This window comes from Flavobacterium bizetiae (assembly GCF_024271895.1).
In the GTDB taxonomy this organism is placed as follows: Bacteria; Bacteroidota; Bacteroidia; order Flavobacteriales; family Flavobacteriaceae; genus Flavobacterium; species Flavobacterium bizetiae.
Window position 1 is genome coordinate 5,262,425 of record NZ_CP091861.1, and the last position, 22,755, is coordinate 5,285,179.

Genomic DNA, 22,755 nt, shown 5'->3' on the forward strand with positions numbered 1-22,755 from the left:
GATTTTTAGCGCATTAAAAATAAAATCATAAAAACATTCTTACACATTAAAAAAACGAATATTGATAAGATGCGGATAAAGCATAATAATTTAATCCGTTGTTAGTGTAAGCCCCTACATGGTATTGAAACCTTATAGACTGCCCTTTTGCAATAGGTGTAGAAAAAGTTCCTCCCACCCTCCAGTTGTCTATCTCACTATCGCCGGAAACCCCATCTGTAATCGTTCTTCCACCAAAAAACCAATTGGTATTAAAACCTACCCACATATTATTTTTAAAATAATAACTTGCATGTCCCTGTAAACTATAAGTTGGTTTCTGTTCTAATTTTTTGCCCAGAAAATCATTATTATCAGTATAAAACCAAATTCCGCCATATGCTTCGGCATACAAATGAGCAAATCGTTTCGAGACTCCAATTTCAGGTTTAAATGCCCAACGGTTTGTGCCTATATTAATTTGTTTATCATCGTAATATCTTCCCGTAGGAATTGAGGTTACGAGACTTACTCCTAAAATTGTTTTTTGTTCAAAATTTTTAAATTCAGATCGATCAAGAGCCGGCGAACCCAACAGATTAATTCCAAGGCGAATTTTTGTATCGGCAAAACCAGTTCTGGATCCTGTTATCACTTCTCCGCTTGTACGCGTTTGCGAGCCATCCATAAAAGTATAAGGAACTGCGACCTGAACACGGGCAAGTTTATTAAAAAGTCCAAAAGTTCTAATATAATTTAAAGCTACATTATGACTTCGAAGTGTAAAATCAGTAATAGGCAATGACGGATCTGTCAACACATTACCATCGGTAAAAAGATAGCCAAGAGAAGCTACATTCAAATTTTTAGCCACATTCGCATACACTCGTGGTTCCAGATCCTGACTGAAAACTGACATTGCTAATAAAAAAAACACCATTACAAAATGACGTTTCTTCAAAACCAGACTAAACGTTTTTTCCGGCATAAAGTAAAGAATTAATGATTGGTAAAATCTAAAAACTCTATTTAATACTTTGCTCTGTTTTTGGAGCTTCAATCTCTCCATTATAAAAAATGGATGCTCTGTTATTACTATTTACAGAAAGTGTAGCACCTCCATCAAAAAAGATAGTAAACATAAGGGTATATACATCATCTCTGCCTTTAACGGTAGCTCTCAGAATGTAGTTTTTCTTCTTTTTTTCAACGGTTATTTTTTCAGGAATTCCTTCAAATTTTATTCCGCCATCGCCTCCATACGGCACATTAAAAGCACGTCCGAAAAAAGGTAAATCACAAGTTGTTTTTTCTGTATTGAATTTTAAAAAATAGGTGTTATAATCTAAAATAATAACCCTGCCTCCTTGCGGATTGACTTTTTGCGCTTCGAAAACAAAATTTTTAGAATCAATAAGTGCTTCTATTTCTTTTTGTTTCTGTAAAGCTCTTTCTGCTTTTAGTTCTTTTTTCGTTTTTTCCTGTGCAAAAACCGGAGCAATTAAAAAGCTCAATAACACCAATAAAATTGATAATTTAGTTTTCATAGCATTATTTTTATTGTGTTAAATGATAACTTTATTTTTTGGTAAATCGCATCATGGCGATATCACCAGAAATAAAATTGAGCGTTTTACCACCATCAGTTATATCATAGGAAGTTATTTTTTGTAACATGCTCATAAAAACCTGCTCTCCCTGACTGTTATTCATACACATCATTTTTGTTACCGCCATTGGTTGCGTAAAATCGATTTTATTTCCCGTTACGCTCAATTTTCCGTTAAATGAATTACAGCTATTGTTTCCTGAAACACGATTTTCTTTTAAATCAAAATTGATCGTTGGTTTTTTATTGGGATACAACCCGTCAAAAGCAATTCTTGGTCCGGTTATATAGTCAAGTTCCCAGGTTCCTTCGAGTGTAGCAACCGAATCATTTTTTTGTGCTTTAGAAGCATTACAAGAAATTAAAATCACTCCTAAAAAAGCTAAAATCAAAACATTCTTTATCATAATTTTTATAGATTAAATTAAAAATAAAACACTGATTTTTGAAAATTTTAAATTCGGGGTTCTACGAATTTACGCAATATTATGCTCTTCTACGCTTAAAGTAACATTAAATTACAACCAATAGTTTTAGATTTTTTTAACTATTAGCGTCAATCAATGTCGGAATTTTATGTTAAATTTACTTAATCTTTAATTTAAAAGCCTCTTACATGAAAAAAATAATTGTTTCTTTCGCTATAATTACAGCTTTAATCATTGGCTGTAAGACTAATACAAAATCAAATGATGCCAAAACTCTAACTATTGCTTTAGAGCCAAAAAGTAATAGCACAGTTGCCGGAACTGCTACTTTTACAGAGAAAAACGGTAAAGTAACTTTTGTTGCAAAAATGACTGGTTTGGCTCCCGGAGTTCACGCGATACACATTCATGAAAAAGCAGATTGTAGTTCTGCCGACGGAAGTTCAGCTGGAGGACACTGGAATCCAACATTTAAAAAACACGGAAAATGGGGTGTTGCAGAATACCACAAAGGTGATATTGGAAATTTTACTGCTGATGCAAAAGGTAACGGAACCATCACATTAACTACTGACGAATGGTGTATTGGTTGCGGAGATGCAAACAAAGACATTCTTGGAAAAGGGTTAATTGTACATCAGGGAACAGATGATTTTACAACACAGCCTACCGGAAATGCAGGCGGAAGAGTTGCTTGTGCCGGAATTATCAAATAAAAAACAAATAACCACTACATTTTCACAAAATCTAGTGGTTATTTCATTTAAAATTTATCCTAAAACAAGAAAAAGATATAGCTTTGCAGCTATAAATTAAAGTTAATGATTAACCCATCAGCATCAGGTTGGATAGATAAGTTTTTTAGTGAACAAAAGTTTTCAGAGGCCATTCCTTTTGAGACTGCAGAATCGTTTTACTATAAAGTCAGAGAAACTGGTTTTATCTATGGTCATATCATAGCTATTGATTCTCAGGTTCCGGTTCCTATAAAAGGCTGGTTCAAGACCGAAATTTCTAAGGTTGCCTTATTAAATACATTATATCACGTTTTTTGCTTAGAAAAAAGAAGCTCAGAACCAAGTAATTTTATTGCCGAAGTTCTAAAGTTTTATAAAGAAATGAGTCCGGAAGGATTTAACTTGTTTAAAATTTTACTTCCAAAAGACACTCCTTCCCTTTCATTAGAAAATATAATCGATCAGCGTGTTCAGACTAATGACAGTATCATTAGTAAAAACTTTTCGCATTTGGTTACCAATGCGCTTTTGTTTATTGATGTGCTGGCTTTCAGACAATATTTAGAACACGGATCAATTCCGGATAAATATCTTAAACGAATTGAAGAAACTGTTTTGGGTATTGTAGGCCTGGCTTTAAAAACCAAAACCGTAAAATCGCAACATGACGATTTATTAATCAAACTTTTTGAGGCTTCTATTCGATATTCTAAATTTTCAAAAGTTACTGTAGATACTTTAGAAACATTGCAATTGGATTATTTCAAGAATAAACTGGAGCATTACTATTTAATCGATATGGCAGGAATGGCTTTATGGAGTGATGGTGTTGTAGAAAATGAAGAAGCTTACTTTTTATACTCATTAGGATCTATGATGGGAGTTTCGGATGATTTTGTAACCAAAAGCATCGATACTACTAATGATTTTATCACGACACATAAAAAGAAGATTCCGTATTTTAATTATTCAAACCCGGTCAAACATTTCTACGATCAGATGACGCACAGTGTTGTAAAACTGATTGTAAGAAACAAAAACAGACTCGTGAAGGAAATTATTCAGAGTAAGGAATTAATGGTTCTATTGGCTTATTCTACAACCAGAGATCTGGATGCCAAAGAAAAGAAAAAAGTAAAAAAACAACTTTTGGATATTTGCAAAACGATTCCGTCATTAACCATATTTTTACTTCCCGGCGGAAGTTTGTTATTACCGATTCTGATAAAGTTTATTCCAACTTTATTACCATCGGCTTTTAATGAAAATCTAGACGAAAACGAATAAAAAAAATCGCCCTTTTGAGGCGATTTTTTATTTTCTTATAGATTACTTAGTTGGTAAACCTCATCTAATTCTTCATTTGATGCGATATTTACATTCAAATCAGTTACAAAACCTGAATTTAAACCGTAAACCCATCCGTGAAGCATTAAATCCTGACCGTTTTTCCAGGCTCCTTGTACGATTGAAGTTTTTGCCAAATTGTATACTTGTTCTTTAGCATTAATTTCAACAAAAGCATTAAAACGTTCTGTTTCATCTTCAATTGAATTCAGATACTTATCGTGTAAACGATATTCATCTTTAATGTGACGAATCCAGTTGTCAATAATTCCAACAGACATATTTCCCATTGCTGCTTTTACACCACCACAACCGTAATGTCCGCACACGATAACGTGTTTTACTTTAAGAACATTTACTGCATAATCCAGAACACTCAACATATTCATATCTGAGTGCACTACCATATTAGCAATATTACGGTGTACAAAAACTTCTCCAGGTTTAGCTCCAATAATCTCATTTGCAGGAACACGGCTATCAGAACATCCAATCCATAATAATGGCGGAGTTTGTCCTTTGGCTAAATCTGCAAAAAAGTTAGGGTCTAATGCTAATGATTTTTCAACCCATTCTTTATTATTCTCTAATAACTGCTCATAAAACTTTCTCATTGTATTTTTGTTTTTTTGAATGGTATTTCTACATGTTTAAACATATTAAAAATAACTATTGTAAAGTTATCTAATTTTTCATATTTCTCACAATGAAGAAATACCTTTAATTAATTTAATTTGTTTAAAAATCTTCTTTTATGGTTTCTTTTTTAACCAACGCTCTCTTTGCAACATCATAATAATGCTCAATTGATACGTGATTACTAAGATCCGGTGAATTTTCAAGCTCGTAAGCTTCTTTAAATCCTTTTAGTTTTACTTTGATGTTGTCATCTACAGCGCGGGTTTCTTTAAACTCACGAATTAAATCCAGAACATCATGAGCAATATACTCTGTATCCTGTGCATTGATGATTACTTTAGAGTTTTCCGGAATTTCATTCAATGTTAATTTAATCGCCGCTTTGTTCAGGAATGAAACTTCCTGAGCCAAATCGATATGAATAACATCTCCGTCTTCGTATTCTTCTTTTTTGAAACTGTAAGCTCTTTTTAAGTTTCCTCTTAATACAAAAATCACACTAATGATAATTCCTAACGCCACTCCTTTTAGTAAATCTGTAGCTACAACAAATACTAATGTTGCAACGAAAGGGATGAATTGATATTTTCCTTTTTCCCAGAAATGTTTGAAGGTTGCAGGCTTAGCCAATTTGTATCCTACTAAAATTAATACAGTTGCTAAAGTTGCCAACGGAATTTTATTTAAAAGTGCCGGAATAGACAAAACACTTAATAGTAATAATACACCATGAATAATAGACGACATCTTAGATTTTGCACCTGCATTATTGTTCGCAGATGATCTTACTACAACTGATGTCATTGGTAAACCACCTAAAAGTGAACTTACCATATTACCAATACCTTGTGCTTTTAGCTCAACATTGGTGTTGGTATAACGTTTTTGAACATCCATTCTATCAGAAGCTTCAATACAAAGCAATGTTTCTATAGAAGCTACAATGGCAATTGTAATAGCAACTACCCAAACTTGTGGATTGGTAACCGCAGCAAAATTTGGTGTAATTAGAATAGATTTAAATTCATCAAAAGACTTTGGAACTGGCAATGAAACCAAATGTTCTTTTGCAATCGCCAATGAGCTTCCTGTAGATATAAAAAATTCATTTAAAGCTATACCTATAAGAACGGCAACAAGTGCTCCCGGAATTAATTTTAATTTCTTTAAAAAAGATACTTTATCCCACGAGATCAATATCACCAGTGAAACCAGCGAAATAACAACTGCACCTAAGTGAATATGGTTTAAAACATCAAATAAAAATGAAAATGAGTTGCTTCCATCGTTTTGAATAAAAGCCTGATCACCCTCAAAATCTGCATCATAACCAAAAGCATGAGGCAATTGTTTTAAAATAATAATGATCCCGATACCTGCTAACATTCCTTCAATAACATTTGTTGGAAAATAGTTTGAGATACTTCCGGCTCTTAAAAACCCTAATGCTAACTGAATTAGTCCCGCAATAAAAACAGACATTAAAAACACATCGAAAGCACCAAAATCAGTAATAGCAGTTAAAACAATAGCTGTTAATCCAGCTGCTGGCCCCGAAACACTAATGTGTGACTGGCTTAAATAGCCTACCACAATACCACCAATAACACCCGAGATAATACCAGAAAACAACGGCGCTCCAGAAGCCATTGCAATACCTAAACACAATGGAAGAGCCACCAGGAAAACCACTAAACCTGAAGCAAAATCAGATTTAAGGTTGGCAAAAAGATTGATTTTTTTTGTCATAATAATACAATACTAAAAAAATTATTCATTAAAGATTTACCACATTTACTAAAAAATGCAGCGTAGTTCAAAATAATCGGAAGTATTATACCAAGTTGGGAGGTGGAGCAAATATGCTCGGAGAAATATTATCTAATTTTACGATGTTTTCAGAAACAATCGTTTTCTTTTGAATATAAACGGGTAATAAAACCTCGTGTTCTAATATTACAGGATGTACAATAGATTTTAGTTCTTTATGAACTTCCTCTTCTGCACAATTGAAAGATATAGCCGTATTTGTCCCTTTCTTTATCGCCTGAACAATTGTTGGGGTCGATAAGAAGGCGATAAATATGAATAATAATATGCGGGCTAGTATTTTCATCGAAGCAAAAATAGTGTTAAACAAATAAAATCAAAGCGTGAGGGCAAAATTTTTATACAAATTTAACAATAACAAAAAAGCAGAATTATCAAATTTGACAATTCTGCTTTTAATTATTTCACAAACAAGGTTTTACAATTCTTCTTCTAACCAGGCTCTCATCATCCAGATTGTTTTTTCCTGCTCTGCAATGAAGTCGCTCATCAAAGAATTTGTCCCTTCGTCATTAATTTCGTCAGATTGTTTTAAAATTTCTCTTTCGATTTTTAATAAATCAGATAGAGAATTTATAATTAGATGAACTGCTTTCTCATCGTTTGAGATATTTTTTCCAACCGCTAATTTGTTATTTTTAATATAATCTTCAAATGTATGTAAAGGAGTTCCTCCTATCGTTAAAACTCTTTCTGCAATCATATCGATTTTTAACTGGGCATCTGTATACAATTCTTCGAACTTAACATGTAAGTCAAAAAAACGTTTACCACGAATGTTCCAGTGGATTCCTCTTAAGTTTTGGTAATAAACCTGAAAATTTGATAACAGAATATTTAATTCCTTTACTAACAATTCTGACTCTTTTACAGGTAATCCTAAAATATTTGTTTTCATAGCTTTTCGTTTTATCATAAGTTTACTACAAATTTAATATAAGTTCTTCAAAAATATTATAAAAAAAAATTATATTTTCTTATTTTTGCATCAAAAAATACTATCAAGATGACTATAACTCAATTACAATATGTATTAGCCGTTGCCGAGCATAAAAATTTTACCCTTGCTGCCGAAAAATGTTTTGTTACACAACCTACATTAAGTATGCAGATTCAAAAAATCGAAGAAGAACTTAATATTTTAATTTTTGACAGAAGTAAGAAACCAATCCAGCTTACAGATATTGGTCAGAAAATTGTCAATCAGGCCAAGAACATTGTAAACGAAGCAGATAGAATCAAAGATATCGTAGAACAGCAAAAAGGTTTTATTGGTGGAGAATTTCGTTTAGGAATTATCCCAACCATCATGCCTACTCTATTGCCAATGTTTTTGAATAACTTCATCAAAAAGTATCCTAAAGTAAAGCTTTTAATCGAAGAGCTGAATACAGATGAAATTATTGTAAAATTAAAAAATGGTCACCTTGATGCCGCAATTGCTGCAACACCGCTTGAAGACGAAAAAATAAAAGAGATTGTTTTATACTTTGAGCCTTTTGTGGCTTATATCCCTGAACATCACGCCAGTTTTCAGAAAGAAGAAATCGAAATTGCTGATTTGAACATCAATGAAATTTTGCTTTTGCAGGACGGACATTGTTTTAGAGACGGAATTTTGAATTTATGCAAAAACGGTACTGATATCGACCAAAATAATTTTCAGATACAAAGCGGAAGCTTTGAGACCCTGATAAAATTAGCCGACGAAGGGTTGGGCACAACGTTACTTCCGTACTTGCACACCTTAGACTTAAAAGATTCCGATAAGCTGAAACTACGAAATTTTAAGGAACCAAAACCTGCTCGTGAGGTAAGTTTAATTTACCCAAAGAGCGAATTAAAAATGCAAATCATTGACGCCCTAAGATCTACAATTGCCGGAGTTGTCAAAGGAGCAATTGTTTTTCAGAACGTTCAAATTGTGAGTCCGCTACAAAAGAAATAGACATAAAAAAAGGAGCCAAATTGGCTCCTTTTTTTTATACTTTGATTAGTAGTAAACTTTGTTTTAGTTCTGGTTTTTCAATAATAAAATTCATCAACCATTCTTGTAATTGCTCCATTTCGTATGGTAACAGCGTTTTGATAGCTTTTTCTAATTCTTTACAGAAAAGTATCGGATCGAAACTTACTCTCTCAAGTATTGATTTCGTGTAATCAAACATCATTTTTGACATAATAAAATAAGATTTTCGGGGGTTATCTATATTTTTAAACTCGCACAAATTTAATCAAATATCATTCATATGCATTCATTTTAACTTATTATTTTAAAAACTTTAGCAACGAACACGTTTTCTTAATGCGTATAAATCAATATAGAATCGTTCTAAACAACTCATTTAAGCCTTTTTAAAAGCTCGAAACATTTCTCGTTTGCCCGGAGGTCCTGCCAATTTTTCAACCGTAAATCCAACTTCGATCATACTTCTTTTAACAACTCCTCGCGCTGCATAAGTAACAAGAACTCCATTTGGCTTTAAACTATTGTACATTTTCTGAAAAATCTCGGTACTCCAAAGCTCTGGCTGCACTCGATATCCAAAGGCGTCAAAGTAAATCAAATCAAAAATTTCTAAATCGTCGATTTCATGAAAAAATTGTTTCCTTTTGGTTAACGAGAAAGCATCGCAAATTTCAGTTTTTTTATCCCAATCAGATTTATGCATTTTCTCAAAAATGTTCTCAAATTTCAATGCGTCGAGTTCTGTAACATAATTCATTTCTAAAACCTCACTGGCTTCAACCGGATACGCCTCTACTCCAACATAATCAATCGTCTGATTTTTTTGATTTGATTCTAAAAAAGTAATAAAAGCATTCAAACCTGTTCCAAAACCAATTTCTAAAATATTGACTGGATTATTATCAAATAACGAAAGTCCATTTTTTATAAATACATGTTTTGCTTCCTGAATGGCACCATGTTTAGAATGATAACACTCATCCCAATCCTGCAAATGAATTGTTGTTGAGCCATCTAGCGTTTTAATTATTTCTCTTTTCACTTTTTTAGCACTTTATAATGGAATTTACTGTCTTTTGGTACATTTTAATAGCCAAATTTAATCAAAACAAATGCGTAAAGCCTTAAAAAACGGCTGTTTTTTCATAAATTCTCTATAAAACTATCTTAATTATTTCACTTTATTATAAGATAAATAAATCTCAGTTAAAGGCCATAAATAATGCAGTTTTACTAAGGATTTTATATATTTTTACTTAATTTTGCATTCAGTAAATTCTATTTCACACCAAATCATTGCTTTAGATCTTTCTTTTGCAATGAAAATTACATAAAAACTTTACATAATTATGAGTACAACTCAAACAAGCAAAATTGAAATCAGAAAAGCAACTTCGTCAAAAATAAGCGGAGTAGACTTTCAAAACTTAAGCTTTGGTGCTGTTTTTACAGACCATTTATTCGAATGTGATTTTAAAAATGGAGAGTGGCAAAATCCTGTCATTAAGCCTTATGCTCCAATTTTAATGGATCCTTCTTCAAAAGTCTTTCATTACGGACAAGCTATTTTTGAAGGAATGAAAGCTTATAAAGATGACAATAACGATGTTTGGTTGTTTAGACCTGATGAAAACTACAAACGTTTTAATAATTCTGCAGTTCGTATGGCAATGCCAGAAGTTCCGGAATCTATTTTTATGGATGGTTTGAATGAATTATTAAAAATTGACCAGGAATGGATTCAAAAAGGTAACGGAAGCAGTATGTATATTCGTCCTTTTATGATCGCTACCGGCGCTGGTGTTGTAGCCAATCCTTCTGATGAATATAAATTCATGATTTTGCTTTCTCCTGCACAATCTTATTATGCCGGCGAAGTAAAAGTAATTATAGCTGAACATTACAGTAGAGCTGCAAATGGTGGAATTGGAGCTGCAAAAGCTGCCGGAAACTACGCTGCACAGTTTTACCCAACAAATCTGGCTAACAAAGATGGCTTTCAACAAGTAATCTGGACAGATGATGCAACGCATACAAAATTAGAAGAAGCGGGAACAATGAACGTTTTCTTTAGAATTAATGATACTTTATTAACTGCTCCAACAAGCGAAAGAATTTTAGATGGTATTACCAGAAAAAGTTTGATTGCTATGGCAGAAAAAGAAGGTCTTAATGTAGAAGTTCGTCCTGTTATTGTTTCAGAATTAGTAGAAGCTGCTAAAAATGGATCTTTAAAAGAAATCTTCGGAGCTGGAACTGCTGCAGTTATCAGCGTTATTAAAGGTTTCTCTTATCAGGATGTTTATTATGAAATGACTCCAATCGAGAATTCATACGCTTCTCTTTTAAAAGAAAAACTAACAAGTCTTCAAAACAAACTTTCTGAAGATACTTTTGGCTGGACTGTAAAGGTGCAATAAGCAAAAGATATTTTAAATATAAAAACCCGATAGATTTTAAAAATTTATCGGGTTTTCTGTTTTATTAAACACAATCTTGTCATTTCGACGGAGGAGAAATCACACGCGAAACTCCGCAATCAAAATCGCCAGTCTTTGTCGAATCCCTAGTGTGATTTCTCCTCCGTCGAAATGACAAAAATGACGCAAAGCTTTGCGAACTTTGTGTTTTCTATGCGTAAAGAAAAATTAAATCTTAGCGCCCTTTGCGGTAAAAAATTATAAAAGTTTCGAAAAATCAGGTTTAAAATAATTTGGCCCTTTCATTACTTTACCATCTTCTCTGTAAATTGGTTGTCCGTCTTCGCCTAATTTACTCATATTACTACGCTGAATTTCATCAAAAACAGCTTCAATTTTATCCTGTAAACCATGCTCGATAATAGTTCCGCACAAAATATACATCATATCTCCTAGAGCATCAGCAATTTCAACCAAATCATTATTCTGAACTGCTTCAAGATATTCTTCGTTTTCTTCTTTCATCAAATTATAACGAAGTATCTTTTTAGTTTCGCCCAAATCTGCAATTGGTGTTTGACTATGACCTATTTTAAAAGCAGTATGAAATTCTGTAACTGCATCAAGTTGTTTCTTCATGATTTTATTTACTTAAATGAAATGCCAAATTAGCAACTATTCGTATACAATTCTCTAAATTTGCCAAAAATAATTTTCAACTATGTTTAGCCAAGGACAATTAATATTCGCACTCTGTTTTTTTATTGCATTTGTAATCGTAATGATATTTGCTTATCGAAAAGATCTTGCATTGCACAAAATTTTCTATAAAGGAAATTACAAAGTATTAATCGTATTCCTGATTTTCATCGCCCTTTTGTTTGTGATCAAATTTTTCTTTAAAAGATAATTCCGAAAATTTATTGCTATATTTAGAATCAAATATTTTTTGAAGATTTTACAATTAAACTTCTTCAAAAACGTTTTATTTACAGCTTTTACCGATCAATATAATTTTATAAAGTGTACTTTTATTGCGGCACAATTACCGTGGCTAGTAATAAAATTTATAACTTTACGACACAAAATAAACGACTACAATGAAGATTCTAAAATATTTATTTCTACTATTATTATTAAGCTTAGTTGCCCTGACTGTTTTTGTCGCTACCCAAAAAGGGATTTTTTCTGTAGAAAGAAGCAAAGTGATCAACTCACCAAAAGCAACCGTTTATAATTACATAAATGATTTTAGAAATTATGAAGATTTTGAATCGTGGTCGGTAGCAGATCCTTCGATAAAAATGACTTTCCCAAATAAAACAGCCGGAAACGGAGCTTCGTATTATTGGGCTGGAGCCGAAGGAAACGGAAATGCAATTACCATCAAAACTAAAGAAGGAGAAAGCATTCAGCAAAAAATGAAATATGACGGTACAGAAGCTGATGTTAACTGGACATTTAAAGATACTTTGGGAGGAAAAACCAAAGTAACCTGGAAAGCAACGGGAACTATGAGCTTTTTATTTAAAGTATACACGGCGCTAAACGGAGGTTCTGATAAAGTTATTGGAACTATTTACGAAAAAAGCCTTGCAAACATTGACAAAAACCTGGATTACGAAACTAAAACTTTTGCTGTTGACGTAAATGGAGTGGTAAACAAAACTGAAACTCCTTATATTAAACAAACGTTTACAAGCGAAATTTCAAAAATAAGCAAAAACGCCAGAATCGTTATTCCTAAACTGATTGAGTTTAGCGAAACCAATGGTTTATCGGCCAACGGAAAACCTTTTATTATTTATCATACTTACGATACTACAACCGGATTAGCCAAAATTTCGATTTGTTTACCAACAAATAAAGAGATCTCGACAACATCAGGAAGTGATATTTTGGGCGGAACTTTAAATGGTTTCGAAGCGGTAAAAGTAACTCTAAAAGGGGATTACTCTCATACTAGCAGCGCCATTGCAAAAGCAACGGCTTACATTAACAAAGAAAAAATTACTCCGGATTTAAGCTGGTCTCGCCTTGAAATCCTTACCGTTAGTAAACTAGATGTAAAAAGCCCTTCTAAATTAGTAACCGAAATTTATTTTCCGGTTAAACCAAAAGCTGTTCCTGTTGTTAAAACTCCTGTTACCAGAACAGAAGCTGAACCAACATATTCAGAGCCAACAACAGAAACTGATCCTGCAGAAGCGCCTAAACCAGCTCCTAAACCAAAACCAAAAGTTACTCCTAAAGTAACAACACCTAAAACTACTGAAGAAGAACAATCAGAATTCTAAAATAATCGAGACTGATTAAACCTTTTGTTTAAAATTCATTCTAATAAGATAAATCAGGGAATTTGACAGACGAGAAGGAATTTATACAACAATTATTAAATCCTAAAACGCAAAATACAGCGTTTCAAAAACTCGTGTCTGATTATCAAAAACCTTTATATTCTCATATTCGAAACATTGTTTTGAATCATGATGATACAGATGATGTATTACAAAATACTTTCGTAAAAGTTTTTCAGTATTTAAAAAATTTCAAAGGAGAAAGTAAACTTTTCTCCTGGATGTACCGAATCGCAACCAATGAAGCTTTGACTTTTTTAAACCAAAAGGCAAAACTAAGCGGATTAACATCTGAAGCGCTTCAAAATAAAACCATCGACAATCTGAAAGCCGATGTTTATTTTGATGGAGACGAGATTCAGATAAAACTTCAAAAGGCCATTGTAACCTTGCCGGAAAAGCAACAATTGGTTTTTAAAATGAAGTATTTTCAGGAATTAAAATACGAAGAAATTGCAGAAATCCTCGGAACTTCGGTGGGCGCTCTGAAAGCATCTTATCATCATGCTGTAAAAAAAATTGAAATATATGTTACATCAAATTAAACCTTTTGTAACTAAACCTATCTTATAGATATTATGAAAGCATTTAAACTAGAAAACGAACCTAAAATAGGAACTGGATTTAAAACGCCAGAGAATTATTTTGATGATTTTTCGACAAAAATTTTACAACAGGTAAACGAAGAAAAAGAAACAAAAGTAATTCCGATTTACAAGCGTAAAAAGGTTCTTTCATTCCTTGCTGCAGCTGTAGTTGTAATTGCATTAATGATTCCTATAGTAAACAATTATAATACTACTTCTAAAGAACTTGACGAAGACACTTTAGAAACTTATTTATCTTATCAGTCTAACTTAAATCAGTACGATTTAATTAAAGAATTAGATAGTAAAGATATTGATAAACTTGGTAAAGGCGTTGCTCTTGAACAGGAAACACTTGAAGATATTTTAGCTTCAAATCCAAATATTGAAAATTTAATTTCAGAATAAATAAAAATATCAAAAGATGAAAATTAAAAATATACTACCGATAATTCTATTCTTTGCTACTTTTTCATTTTATGCTCAAAATGATAAAACAGATGAAAAGCGGGAAAAAATTAAGGCTTATAAAGTTTCTTTTTTAACTACTGAGCTCGAATTAACCTCTACAGAAGCAGAAAAATTCTGGCCAATTTACAATGCTTATGACGACAAACAATTTGAATTGCGTCATGAAAAAATGAAAATGTATTTGCGCAAATTAGATGACGATAACATTACTTCAATGTCAGAAAAAGAAGCCGCAACGCTTTTATCGCAAATAGAAAGCACAGACAAAGAGTTGTATCTTTTACGTGACAAATACAACACCAGTTTAAAAAAGATCCTTTCGGCAAAGAAAATATTAAAGCTTAAAAAATCTGAAGATGATTTTAATCGAAAACTATTAAAACAGTACAGAGATAAAGCCGGTAATAAATAAAAACCGGAATTAAAAATACAACAGCTGCGAGAACCCTATATAATAATACTTACTTTATTATTTAGGGTTCTTGTTATTTAAAACGTATTCTGATTACTTTATTATGACCTGCGGCAACTGCAGTATTTCTGTTTACAAAACGAATGGTAAAAAGTTTTGAATCTGTAGATAATTGAGTCCAGTTTTCGCCACCGTTCTGAGAGTACTGAATACCTTCAGAACCCACACAAATGATTTCCTTACCATTTCCGCCCGGAACGTATTGCACGCAGGATGCGTATCCAAAACCCATATCCTGACCTATTAATTTCCATGTATTTCCGCCATCAGTAGTAAAAGCTTTATTATCTGCTTTTTTGTTAGGAAGTTCATAATCACCACCGGCAATAAATCCGTGTTTGGCATCATAAAAATCAGCTGTAAAAATACCGGTCATTGTTTTTCCCTGAACAATTGGAGTTTCAATAACTTTCCATGTCTTCGCTTTATCCGGAGAATAGAACACACGTGCTTTTTTGCCTCCTGAAACTAACCAGGTATCATTTCCTTTTATTACAATATTCGAGTTACTAGCTGCAAAAGCGGCTTCGCCTTCTGCATTCGTAGGTAATTTATCAGATAATATTTTGGTCCAGGTTTCACCTCCGTCACGCGTTACAATAATCGAAAAAGTATCTTCTGTCGGATCTCCAATGGCGATTCCTTCCTTGTCATTCCAAAATTGCATACTATCGTAAAACACTTTCGGGTTTACTTCTTTATAAACTAATTTAACTTTTTGCGTTTTTTTTGAGACCTGATAAAGTAGTGCAGGATTTCCTACGCTTAACAAAAATACGCTCTGAGAATTTTGAGCAATACTTCTAAATTCCAGATTTAAAGTATCACGATAAATACGATCTTCAAACTTCTCTTTTTTATCTAAATCGTAAAAGCCAAATCGGGAATTATCAGCTCCGTACCAAACTTTATTCTTATCAATTGATATCGCTCTAATACTAATTTTATCCTGAAACAAAGTATCTATTTGTATTGAAGTAAAACCACTATAAAATGATCTTTCATCATTATGATTCAGCACTTTAAAAGACATTAACAAAATTAAAGCACCGAAAAAAAATATTACTTTTCTCATATAAATCAGTTTTTTTTATTGCTAAAATACAATTATTTATAACATATAAAATAAGATCGTGTTTTTTTTCTGGCACAGTAATTGGATATCTCAGAATATTAATCTTTAATATGATTTTATCATGAAAACTAATTTACTTTTAATAGCGTTTGCAGCTTTAGTTTTTGGTTCTTGTTCAGCACAAAGCCAAACTACTGTTTATGCAAAAAATTCAGATATAAGCGATAATTTAGATCTTAGAGCAGTGGCTTCTATGTTTGGAGAATCTTCTAATTTACAAGATTTTGAAAGACGTTTAAATGATCCTAAATATCAAATATCAAATCTTGATTTAAATGGCGATAACGAAGTTGATTATTTACGTGTTATTGAATCTGTAGAAAACAGAACGCACGTAGTAATTATTCAGGCAGTTTTAGATCGTGATGTTTATCAGGACGTTGCCACAATTGATATCGAAAGAGACAATTATAACAAAGTAAGCGTACAAGTTGTTGGTAATACTTATTTATATGGAGCCAACTATATCTATGAGCCTGTTTATAATGTGGTTCCTGTAATTTACTCTTCATTTTGGGTAAATAATTACAGACCGTATTACTCCACCTGGGGATGGAATTATTATCCAACCTACTATGCTGCATGGAGCCCTTATCCAATTTACAGATATAGAAACAATATTGGGGTTTATATCAATGTAAACAATCATTACAATTATGTAACAACAAGAAGAAGTTACAGAGCTCCGGTTTTATACGAATCAAGACGCACTTACGGTTATGAAACAAGACGTCCAAACTATAGCTTTGCTCAAAGACATTCTAATGTAACCAACAGATACGATTTAGATCAAAGACGTATTGCAAGCAGAGAATCTAACAGAAATCAAAATACTTACAATAGTAACAGATCTAATAGCAATAGAGTATCTCCAACGGACAATAGAACTACAAACAGAAACTATGCTGAAAACAGAACTAATACTGACCGAAGTTATAACACAAACCGTTCAACTCCTGTAAATAGAAATAATTCGGCTACAGTAAATAATAATAATAATAATAATAATAATAATAATAACAATCCGGCAAGAGTTGAAAATACAACTAACAGAACCGAAAACAGAAGAGATTACAATCAGAACAATTCGAATGTTTCAAGAGAAAGTACACCTAGAAATACAAATAATAGAGGAACTTATACTCAGAGAACAGAAACTCCCTCTCCGCAGAGAGCAGAACCAACAAGAAACTACTCAGAAAACAGAGGTAGTTCAGAAAGCAGATCAAGCTCAACAAGAGTTCAAAACACACAACGTTCTGAAGCTCCAAGAGCTAGTCAGGAATCAAGAAGCAGCCAGCCACAAAGGGAAAGCAGCAGTGGTTCAAGAAGCTACGGCGGAAGAAGAGGTTAATATTAAATTCGCATTTCTAAATAAAAAACTAAAGCACAATTTAACGATTGTGCTTTTTTTTATCTTTTTAATTATAATTGATGCTAATTTGTTTTAAAACAGTAAATTTGCAACCGTCTTTTATAAAAACATACATGAGCGCATCGCATAAAAACTTACATAGTAAGTTGTCTATAGGGGGTTTATTGATCACATTAGGGATTATTTATGGAGATATCGGTACTTCTCCTTTATATGTAATGAAAGCCATACTTGGCGAGCATATCATAAACGCGGATATTGTATTAGGAGGTATCTCATGTGTTTTTTGGACTTTGACTTTACAAACTACCATAAAGTATGTACTTATTACCTTAAGCGCTGATAATCATGGCGAGGGTGGTATTTTTGCATTGTATGCATTAGTCAAGAAAACAAAAATTCAGTGGCTCATTGTGCCCGCCATAATTGGAGGAAGTGCCTTGCTTGCCGATGGAATTATAACTCCGCCTATTTCGATATCATCAGCAGTAGAAGGAATCAGAGCGTTTTATCCTACGATGGAAACCGAGACAATAGTTTATATTGTAATTGGAATTCTATTCATCTTATTTACCATACAACAATTTGGAACCAAGCTTGTTGGGAAGTTTTTTGCACCAATGATGTTAATTTGGTTTGCCATGCTTGGAACATTAGGATTTATTCAGATTTTGGAACATCCTGAAGTTATAAAAGCGATCAATCCTTATTATGCTTATCATTTATTACAAATTCACCCTGAAGGATTTTTTGTTCTTGGATTAGTATTTTTATGTACAACAGGAGCCGAAGCTTTGTACTCAGATATGGGACACTGCGGTAGAAAAAACATCAGAATTAGCTGGATTTTTGTAAAACTGACTTTAGTACTAAACTATTTTGGTCAGGCAGCGTATTTAACACATCATGAAGGAAGTACATTACAACAATTAGGAGGAGAAAACGGGAATCCGTTCTATCTTATTATGCCGCATTGGTTTTTACCATTCGGAATTGTTGTAGCAACTTTAGCAGCGGTTATTGCTTCTCAAGCCCTTATTAGTGGTTCGTTTACACTGATCAACGAAGCAATGCGTCTGAATTTCTGGCCAAAAGTAAAAATCAAATATCCTACAGAAGTAAAAGGCCAATTGTATATTCCATCCATTAACTGGTTATTGTTTTTTGGTTGTGTTGGAATCGTTTTACATTTCGAAAAATCAAGTAATATGGAGCATGCTTACGGTTTAGCAATCGTACTATGCATGATCATGACCACTATCCTGCTGAACTATTACTTAATCATGAAACGTGTAAAATTATATTTCATGGTGCCGCTTATAACCATTTATTTATTAATTGAATTCAGTTTCCTAATTGCCAATATTACAAAATTTGCCGATGGTGGTTACGTAACACTAATCATCGCATCTGTTTTGATCTCTATAATGACGATCTGGTACCTGGCCAAGAAAATTAATAAAAGCTATACCAAAATCATCAAAATTGACGATTATAAAAAGGTATTAATGGAGTTGAGCGAAGACTTATCTATTCCTAAATACGCAACACATTTGGTTTACATGACCAATGCGAATCGTGTAGATGAACTAGAGGAAAAGGTAATTTACTCAATCTTGCAAAAACGTCCAAAAAGAGCTGATATTTACTGGTTTGTTCACGTAAACATCTTAACTGAACCTTATAAAACGCAATATAAAGTTACCGAGATTGCGAAAGACGATATTTACAGAATCGATTTTAATTTAGGATTTAGAGAGCCTACCAAAATCAATTTAATGTTTAGAGAAGTAATTCGTGATATGGTGAAACGTGGCGAAGTTGATATTACCAGCCGTTACGAATCATTAAATAAAAACAATATTATTGGAGACTTTAAATTTGTATTGTCTGAGAAGTTTTTATCGAATGATAATGATTTAAGATGGCACGAAAATATCATCATGAACTCTTATTTCTTTATCAAGAAACTGAGTTTGTCCGAAGAAAGAGCATTTGGTTTAGATAGTAGTTCGGTTAAAATAGAGAAATTCCCAATGGTGCTTCACGCTCCGGAAAACATCGGACTGACTCGAATTATCAAATAAATCAATTCAAAAAACACATTCAAAAAACACTCTATTAAACTTTATTAGGGTGTTTTTTTTCTTTTTAAAAGAAGTTAAATCAACAATCAAAATTAAAAATTTAACTTTCAATCAATTAATAGTACCTTTGCAACTCAAATAATTAAAATGAGATTACACAGAAATTTAGTTTATACTACCATCGATTCTTTAAATGCAATTTTCAATGAAGGAGAATATGCAGACAAAGTGGTAGCAAGAGCATTAAAAAAAGACAAACGTTGGGGAAGTTCTGACAGGAAGTTTGTTGCTGAAACGATATACGAAATTGTTCGTTGGAAACGATTATACTCAGAAATTGCCGAAGTAAAAGAACCTTTCGACAGAGAGAATTTATGGAGAATGTTCGCAGTTTGGGCAGTTTTAAGAGGATACCCAATTCCGGATTGGAAACAACTGGAAGGAACTCCTGAAAGAAAAATAAAAGGACGTTTTGACGAACTTTCTAAAATTAGAGCCTTAAAAGAATCTATTCCGGACTGGATGGACGAATTGGGTGTAAAAGAACTTGGTGAAAAAGTTTGGGCTACAGAAATTGCAGCGCAAAACCAACCTGCGAAAGTTATTCTAAGAACTAATACCCTTAAAGGAACCAAAGAAAGCCTGAGAAACACGTTGATGGATTTGAATATTGAAACAGAATATTTAAAAGATCAACCTGAAGCTTTGGTTTTAAAAGAAAGAGCAAATGTATTTTTGACAGACGCTTTTAAACAAGGACTTTTTGAGGTTCAAGATGCTAACTCACAATTGGTTGCCGGTTTCCTTGATGTAAAACCAGGAATGCGTGTTGTAGATACATGTGCTGGAGCTGGAGGAAAAACGTTGCATATCGCTTCTTTGATGGAAAACAAAGGACAATTGATTGCAATGGACTTGTACGAAAGTAAATTGAAGCAATTAAAATTAAGAGCAAAAAGAAATGGCGCTTTTAATATTGAATACAGAATCATTGACACCACCAAAGTGATCAAAAAATTACACGAAAAAGCAGATCGTGTTTTAATCGATGCACCTTGTAGCGGCTTAGGAGTTCTTAAAAGAAACCCTGATGCTAAATGGAAATTGAAACCGGAATTTATCGATAACATTCGTAAAGTACAGGCAGAGGTTTTAGAAAGCTATTCTAAAATTGTAAAACCAGGTGGAAAATTAGTATACGCAACTTGTTCTGTTTTACCATCAGAAAATCAGGAGCAAGTAGATAAATTCTTAAAAACCGAAATTGGAAAACAATTTACATTCATAAAAGATCGTAAAATTTTGGCTTCTGAGTCTGGTTTCGACGGATTTTATATGGCGTTGTTAGAAAGAAAAAATGCAGTAGCTGCTGAATAAAAATAAATTCCAATTTTTTTAAAATTCCAAATTCCAACTTTAAGATTGGAATTTGGATTTTTTTTGTTTTATTCCTATTTAATTAATAGATGTATAATCCCTACCGGATATTTTTTTGTCTGCTCCTGTTTTTCTACCAACATTTAACTCCTAACGGAGTATATCTTGTAGAAATATAATTATTAAAATAAAAAGAAAGCCTTTGGAGAATTAAACCTAAAGGCTTTGTTTTATACTAGGATAAATCCACAGGACACATATCTGGCGAAATCAAACAATATGTTGGTATATTTTGGCAGGTAGGAGTTTGCGTTAATGGTTTTGAGCAACGCATTTGATAACCATTTAAATAATAAATATAATCACCACCTTTAATTTGTTTTAGTTCATTCTTGCTTAGCACCTGAACACTTGGAAGATTCAAAATAAGTTTCATAATTATTAGGTTTTAAAGTTAATATCTTATAAATATAACTAAATTTTCTTACTTTGTAATATAATTACATAAAACTAGACTTACTTAAAAAACTTCAATCCGCGAATAAATAAAAAATTCCAAATTCCAACTTTAAGATTGGAATTTTTTATTTTGTTCCTAATTAATAGATGTATAATCCCTACGGGATATTTTTTTGCCTGTTCTTGTTTTTCTACCAACATTTAACTCCTATCGGAGTATTATCTTCTAAGACATAATTCTTATTATTTAACTTTAAAAAAAAAGATCTCGTAGAGATTAAATATTGGTAAAAATGGAATACAGAACATGAACAATTGTCCCGTAGGGACTACACAATATAACGAGCTTCAAAAACAAAAAAAAAAAAAAAAAAAATCCAAATCCCAATTGTAAAAATTGGAATTTGGAATTTAAAATATTGGACTTTTATTTAAACCAAGCTCGGTTTACGCAATAATTTCCCGTTTTCGTTTTCTTTAAACTTCGGAACAAAAACAATCTCTTTTGGTTTTTCATATTTTCCTAAAACATCAAAAAACTCCGGCGCAAACTCCTGTTTCTCACCTTCGATAACCAAAATTAATTTTTCTCCCAATAAAGTATCCGGAACACCGGTTACAAAGAATCTCGTATTTATTTTACCTATCAGCTTTGCTTCTATCTGTTCAGGAATAAGCTTCACTCCTCCACTATTAATAACATTATCGATTCTTCCCAGAAAGATAAATTGATTCTCTCTTATCAATTCAACTAAATCGTTGGTAACGATCGGTTCATCAGAAATAGCATCAACAGAAATCACCAAACATCCCCGATCATCCTGACTAATTTTTGCATTTGGCAAAACAGTAAAAACATTCTCTCCCACTTTTCTCGCAGCGATATGAGTAATGGTTTCTGTCATACCATAAGTCTCATAGACTTCGGTTTTTATCAGTGGTAAAACTTTCTCTTCGAGAGCAGAATCCATTTTAGCGCCACCTACAATTAGTTTTTTGACATTTTTTAAAGCATCAATCGAATTCTGAACCTGCAAAGGCACCATAGCTACAAAATCATATACTTTAGTATTAAGAGCCAATGGCTGCGTACTTGGCGCTACAACATCCAGCTCAAGCCCTAAAATAATAGCACGTACCAACATCATTTTGCCGGCTATAAATTGTACAGGCAAACAAAGTAAAGCCGTATTTCCCGGCTCTAATTCGAAAAAGTCTCCAGTCCCTAAAGCAGACTGAATCATGGCTTGTTTCTCTAATCGCACTAATTTTGGAAGCCCCGTGGTTCCAGAAGTTTTCATCTCGATATAATCCTTATCATCGAACCAATCGAGCAAAAATTCTCCTATGGCGACTTCATTGCCGTCACCTTCCTTTATATAATCATAAGCAACACGACGCAACTCGTCAGCGTTTAAATGAAAACTATTTATCTTAAAATAGTTGTGCACATTTTTGTGTGTTAATTTTGACATGA

The 22,755-nt window shown here is 32.7% G+C and carries 25 protein-coding genes; 12 read left to right on the forward strand and 13 right to left on the reverse strand.

Translation table 11 applies throughout. From position 1 onward, the window contains the following. Positions 1-46: 46 nt before the first annotated feature. The 3 genes from L0669_RS21670 to L0669_RS21680 are packed head-to-tail and all read right to left on the reverse strand — an operon-like array spanning position 47 to position 1,995. Positions 47-967 (reverse strand): transporter, encoded by a 921-nt coding sequence (locus L0669_RS21670; protein ID WP_263759935.1) that lies wholly within the window; start codon positions 965-967, stop codon positions 47-49. 37 nt (positions 968-1,004) lie between these two features. After that, positions 1,005-1,526 carry a DUF4251 domain-containing protein gene (locus L0669_RS21675; RefSeq protein WP_263759936.1) on the reverse strand — a complete coding sequence of 174 codons (522 nt, stop codon included), beginning with the start codon at positions 1,524-1,526 and terminating at the stop codon, positions 1,005-1,007. A gap of 31 nt (positions 1,527-1,557) precedes the next feature. Beyond that, positions 1,558-1,995, reverse strand: a complete 438-nt coding sequence (locus L0669_RS21680; protein WP_263759937.1) for an META domain-containing protein — start codon at positions 1,993-1,995, stop codon at positions 1,558-1,560. Positions 1,996-2,204: 209 nt separating this feature from the next. On the opposite strand from L0669_RS21680, the gene L0669_RS21685 reads away from it, so the two are divergent. Then, positions 2,205-2,732, forward strand: a complete 528-nt coding sequence (locus L0669_RS21685; protein WP_173971247.1) for a superoxide dismutase family protein — start codon at positions 2,205-2,207, stop codon at positions 2,730-2,732. A 105-nt stretch (positions 2,733-2,837) separates the two neighbouring features. Continuing rightward, entirely contained in the window at positions 2,838-4,040 is a 1,203-nt protein-coding gene (locus L0669_RS21690) for an LETM1-related biofilm-associated protein (RefSeq protein WP_263759938.1), read from the forward strand. Positions 4,041-4,075: 35 nt separating this feature from the next. Here L0669_RS21690 and can read toward each other — a convergent pair whose 3' ends face one another. From can to L0669_RS21710, 4 genes are all read right to left on the reverse strand, one after another. Then, positions 4,076-4,714, reverse strand: a complete 639-nt coding sequence (gene can / locus L0669_RS21695; protein WP_173971249.1) for a carbonate dehydratase — start codon at positions 4,712-4,714, stop codon at positions 4,076-4,078. Between the two features lie 124 nt (positions 4,715-4,838). After that, positions 4,839-6,488: a SulP family inorganic anion transporter gene (locus tag L0669_RS21700; protein ID WP_173971250.1), complete on the reverse strand. Its 1,650-nt coding sequence runs from the start codon at positions 6,486-6,488 to the stop codon at positions 4,839-4,841. An 85-nt stretch (positions 6,489-6,573) separates the two neighbouring features. Next, the gene (locus L0669_RS21705) at positions 6,574-6,855 is read right to left on the reverse strand and encodes a hypothetical protein (protein ID WP_232067372.1); all 282 of its coding nucleotides are present in this window, start codon (positions 6,853-6,855) and stop codon (positions 6,574-6,576) included. Between the two features lie 132 nt (positions 6,856-6,987). Continuing rightward, positions 6,988-7,467, reverse strand: a complete 480-nt coding sequence (locus L0669_RS21710; RefSeq protein ID WP_173971252.1) for a Dps family protein — start codon at positions 7,465-7,467, stop codon at positions 6,988-6,990. A gap of 108 nt (positions 7,468-7,575) precedes the next feature. On the opposite strand from L0669_RS21710, the gene L0669_RS21715 reads away from it, so the two are divergent. Then, positions 7,576-8,517 carry a LysR substrate-binding domain-containing protein gene (locus L0669_RS21715; protein ID WP_173971253.1) on the forward strand — a complete coding sequence of 314 codons (942 nt, stop codon included), beginning with the start codon at positions 7,576-7,578 and terminating at the stop codon, positions 8,515-8,517. Positions 8,518-8,551: 34 nt separating this feature from the next. On the opposite strand, the gene L0669_RS21720 is transcribed toward L0669_RS21715, so the two are convergent. Together L0669_RS21720 and mnmC2 are read right to left on the reverse strand one after the other, a co-directional pair. After that, on the reverse strand, positions 8,552-8,749 hold the full coding sequence (locus L0669_RS21720) for a hypothetical protein (protein ID WP_065450557.1): 198 nt from the start codon (positions 8,747-8,749) through the stop codon (positions 8,552-8,554). Between the two features lie 165 nt (positions 8,750-8,914). Then, positions 8,915-9,580 carry a tRNA (5-methylaminomethyl-2-thiouridine)(34)-methyltransferase MnmC2 gene (mnmC2, locus tag L0669_RS21725; protein WP_263759939.1) on the reverse strand — a complete coding sequence of 222 codons (666 nt, stop codon included), beginning with the start codon at positions 9,578-9,580 and terminating at the stop codon, positions 8,915-8,917. A 307-nt stretch (positions 9,581-9,887) separates the two neighbouring features. Between mnmC2 and L0669_RS21730 the strand changes: the two genes are divergently transcribed. Continuing rightward, on the forward strand, positions 9,888-10,958 hold the full coding sequence (locus tag L0669_RS21730; RefSeq protein WP_263759940.1) for a branched-chain amino acid aminotransferase: 1,071 nt from the start codon (positions 9,888-9,890) through the stop codon (positions 10,956-10,958). 258 nt (positions 10,959-11,216) lie between these two features. Here L0669_RS21730 and L0669_RS21735 read toward each other — a convergent pair whose 3' ends face one another. Beyond that, positions 11,217-11,597 (reverse strand): pyrophosphohydrolase domain-containing protein, encoded by a 381-nt coding sequence (locus tag L0669_RS21735; RefSeq protein ID WP_055096002.1) that lies wholly within the window; start codon positions 11,595-11,597, stop codon positions 11,217-11,219. Between the two features lie 82 nt (positions 11,598-11,679). Between L0669_RS21735 and L0669_RS21740 the strand changes: the two genes are divergently transcribed. The 5 genes from L0669_RS21740 to L0669_RS21760 all read left to right on the forward strand — a co-directional run bounded on the left by L0669_RS21740 (position 11,680) and on the right by L0669_RS21760 (position 14,785). After that, positions 11,680-11,868 (forward strand): hypothetical protein, encoded by a 189-nt coding sequence (locus tag L0669_RS21740; protein ID WP_232067373.1) that lies wholly within the window; start codon positions 11,680-11,682, stop codon positions 11,866-11,868. A 190-nt stretch (positions 11,869-12,058) separates the two neighbouring features. After that, positions 12,059-13,255, forward strand: coding sequence for an SRPBCC family protein (locus tag L0669_RS21745; RefSeq protein ID WP_263759941.1), 1,197 nt, complete (start codon positions 12,059-12,061; stop codon positions 13,253-13,255). Positions 13,256-13,317: 62 nt separating this feature from the next. Then, complete coding sequence (locus L0669_RS21750) at positions 13,318-13,860, forward strand: RNA polymerase sigma factor (protein WP_263759942.1); 543 nt, start codon at positions 13,318-13,320, stop codon at positions 13,858-13,860. 33 nt (positions 13,861-13,893) lie between these two features. Next, positions 13,894-14,310, forward strand: coding sequence for a hypothetical protein (locus tag L0669_RS21755; protein WP_173971259.1), 417 nt, complete (start codon positions 13,894-13,896; stop codon positions 14,308-14,310). A 16-nt stretch (positions 14,311-14,326) separates the two neighbouring features. Next, on the forward strand, positions 14,327-14,785 hold the full coding sequence (locus tag L0669_RS21760; protein WP_173971260.1) for a sensor of ECF-type sigma factor: 459 nt from the start codon (positions 14,327-14,329) through the stop codon (positions 14,783-14,785). A gap of 73 nt (positions 14,786-14,858) precedes the next feature. Here L0669_RS21760 and L0669_RS21765 read toward each other — a convergent pair whose 3' ends face one another. After that, positions 14,859-15,920, reverse strand: a complete 1,062-nt coding sequence (locus tag L0669_RS21765; protein ID WP_263759943.1) for a beta propeller repeat protein — start codon at positions 15,918-15,920, stop codon at positions 14,859-14,861. Positions 15,921-16,041: 121 nt separating this feature from the next. Between L0669_RS21765 and L0669_RS21770 the strand changes: the two genes are divergently transcribed. From L0669_RS21770 to L0669_RS21780, 3 genes are all read left to right on the forward strand, one after another. Continuing rightward, positions 16,042-17,334 carry a hypothetical protein gene (locus L0669_RS21770; protein ID WP_263759944.1) on the forward strand — a complete coding sequence of 431 codons (1,293 nt, stop codon included), beginning with the start codon at positions 16,042-16,044 and terminating at the stop codon, positions 17,332-17,334. A gap of 134 nt (positions 17,335-17,468) precedes the next feature. Continuing rightward, positions 17,469-19,442, forward strand: a complete 1,974-nt coding sequence (locus tag L0669_RS21775; RefSeq protein WP_263759945.1) for a KUP/HAK/KT family potassium transporter — start codon at positions 17,469-17,471, stop codon at positions 19,440-19,442. A gap of 147 nt (positions 19,443-19,589) precedes the next feature. Continuing rightward, positions 19,590-20,819 carry an RsmB/NOP family class I SAM-dependent RNA methyltransferase gene (locus tag L0669_RS21780; protein WP_263759946.1) on the forward strand — a complete coding sequence of 410 codons (1,230 nt, stop codon included), beginning with the start codon at positions 19,590-19,592 and terminating at the stop codon, positions 20,817-20,819. Between the two features lie 235 nt (positions 20,820-21,054). Here the strand turns inward: L0669_RS21780 and L0669_RS21785 are convergent, their stop codons facing one another. Further along, on the reverse strand, positions 21,055-21,255 hold the full coding sequence (locus L0669_RS21785; RefSeq protein ID WP_230040085.1) for a bacteriocin: 201 nt from the start codon (positions 21,253-21,255) through the stop codon (positions 21,055-21,057). Between the two features lie 454 nt (positions 21,256-21,709). Then, positions 21,710-22,753: an AMP-binding protein gene (locus L0669_RS21790; RefSeq protein WP_263759947.1), complete on the reverse strand. Its 1,044-nt coding sequence runs from the start codon at positions 22,751-22,753 to the stop codon at positions 21,710-21,712. Between the last annotated feature and the right edge of the window lie 2 nt (positions 22,754-22,755).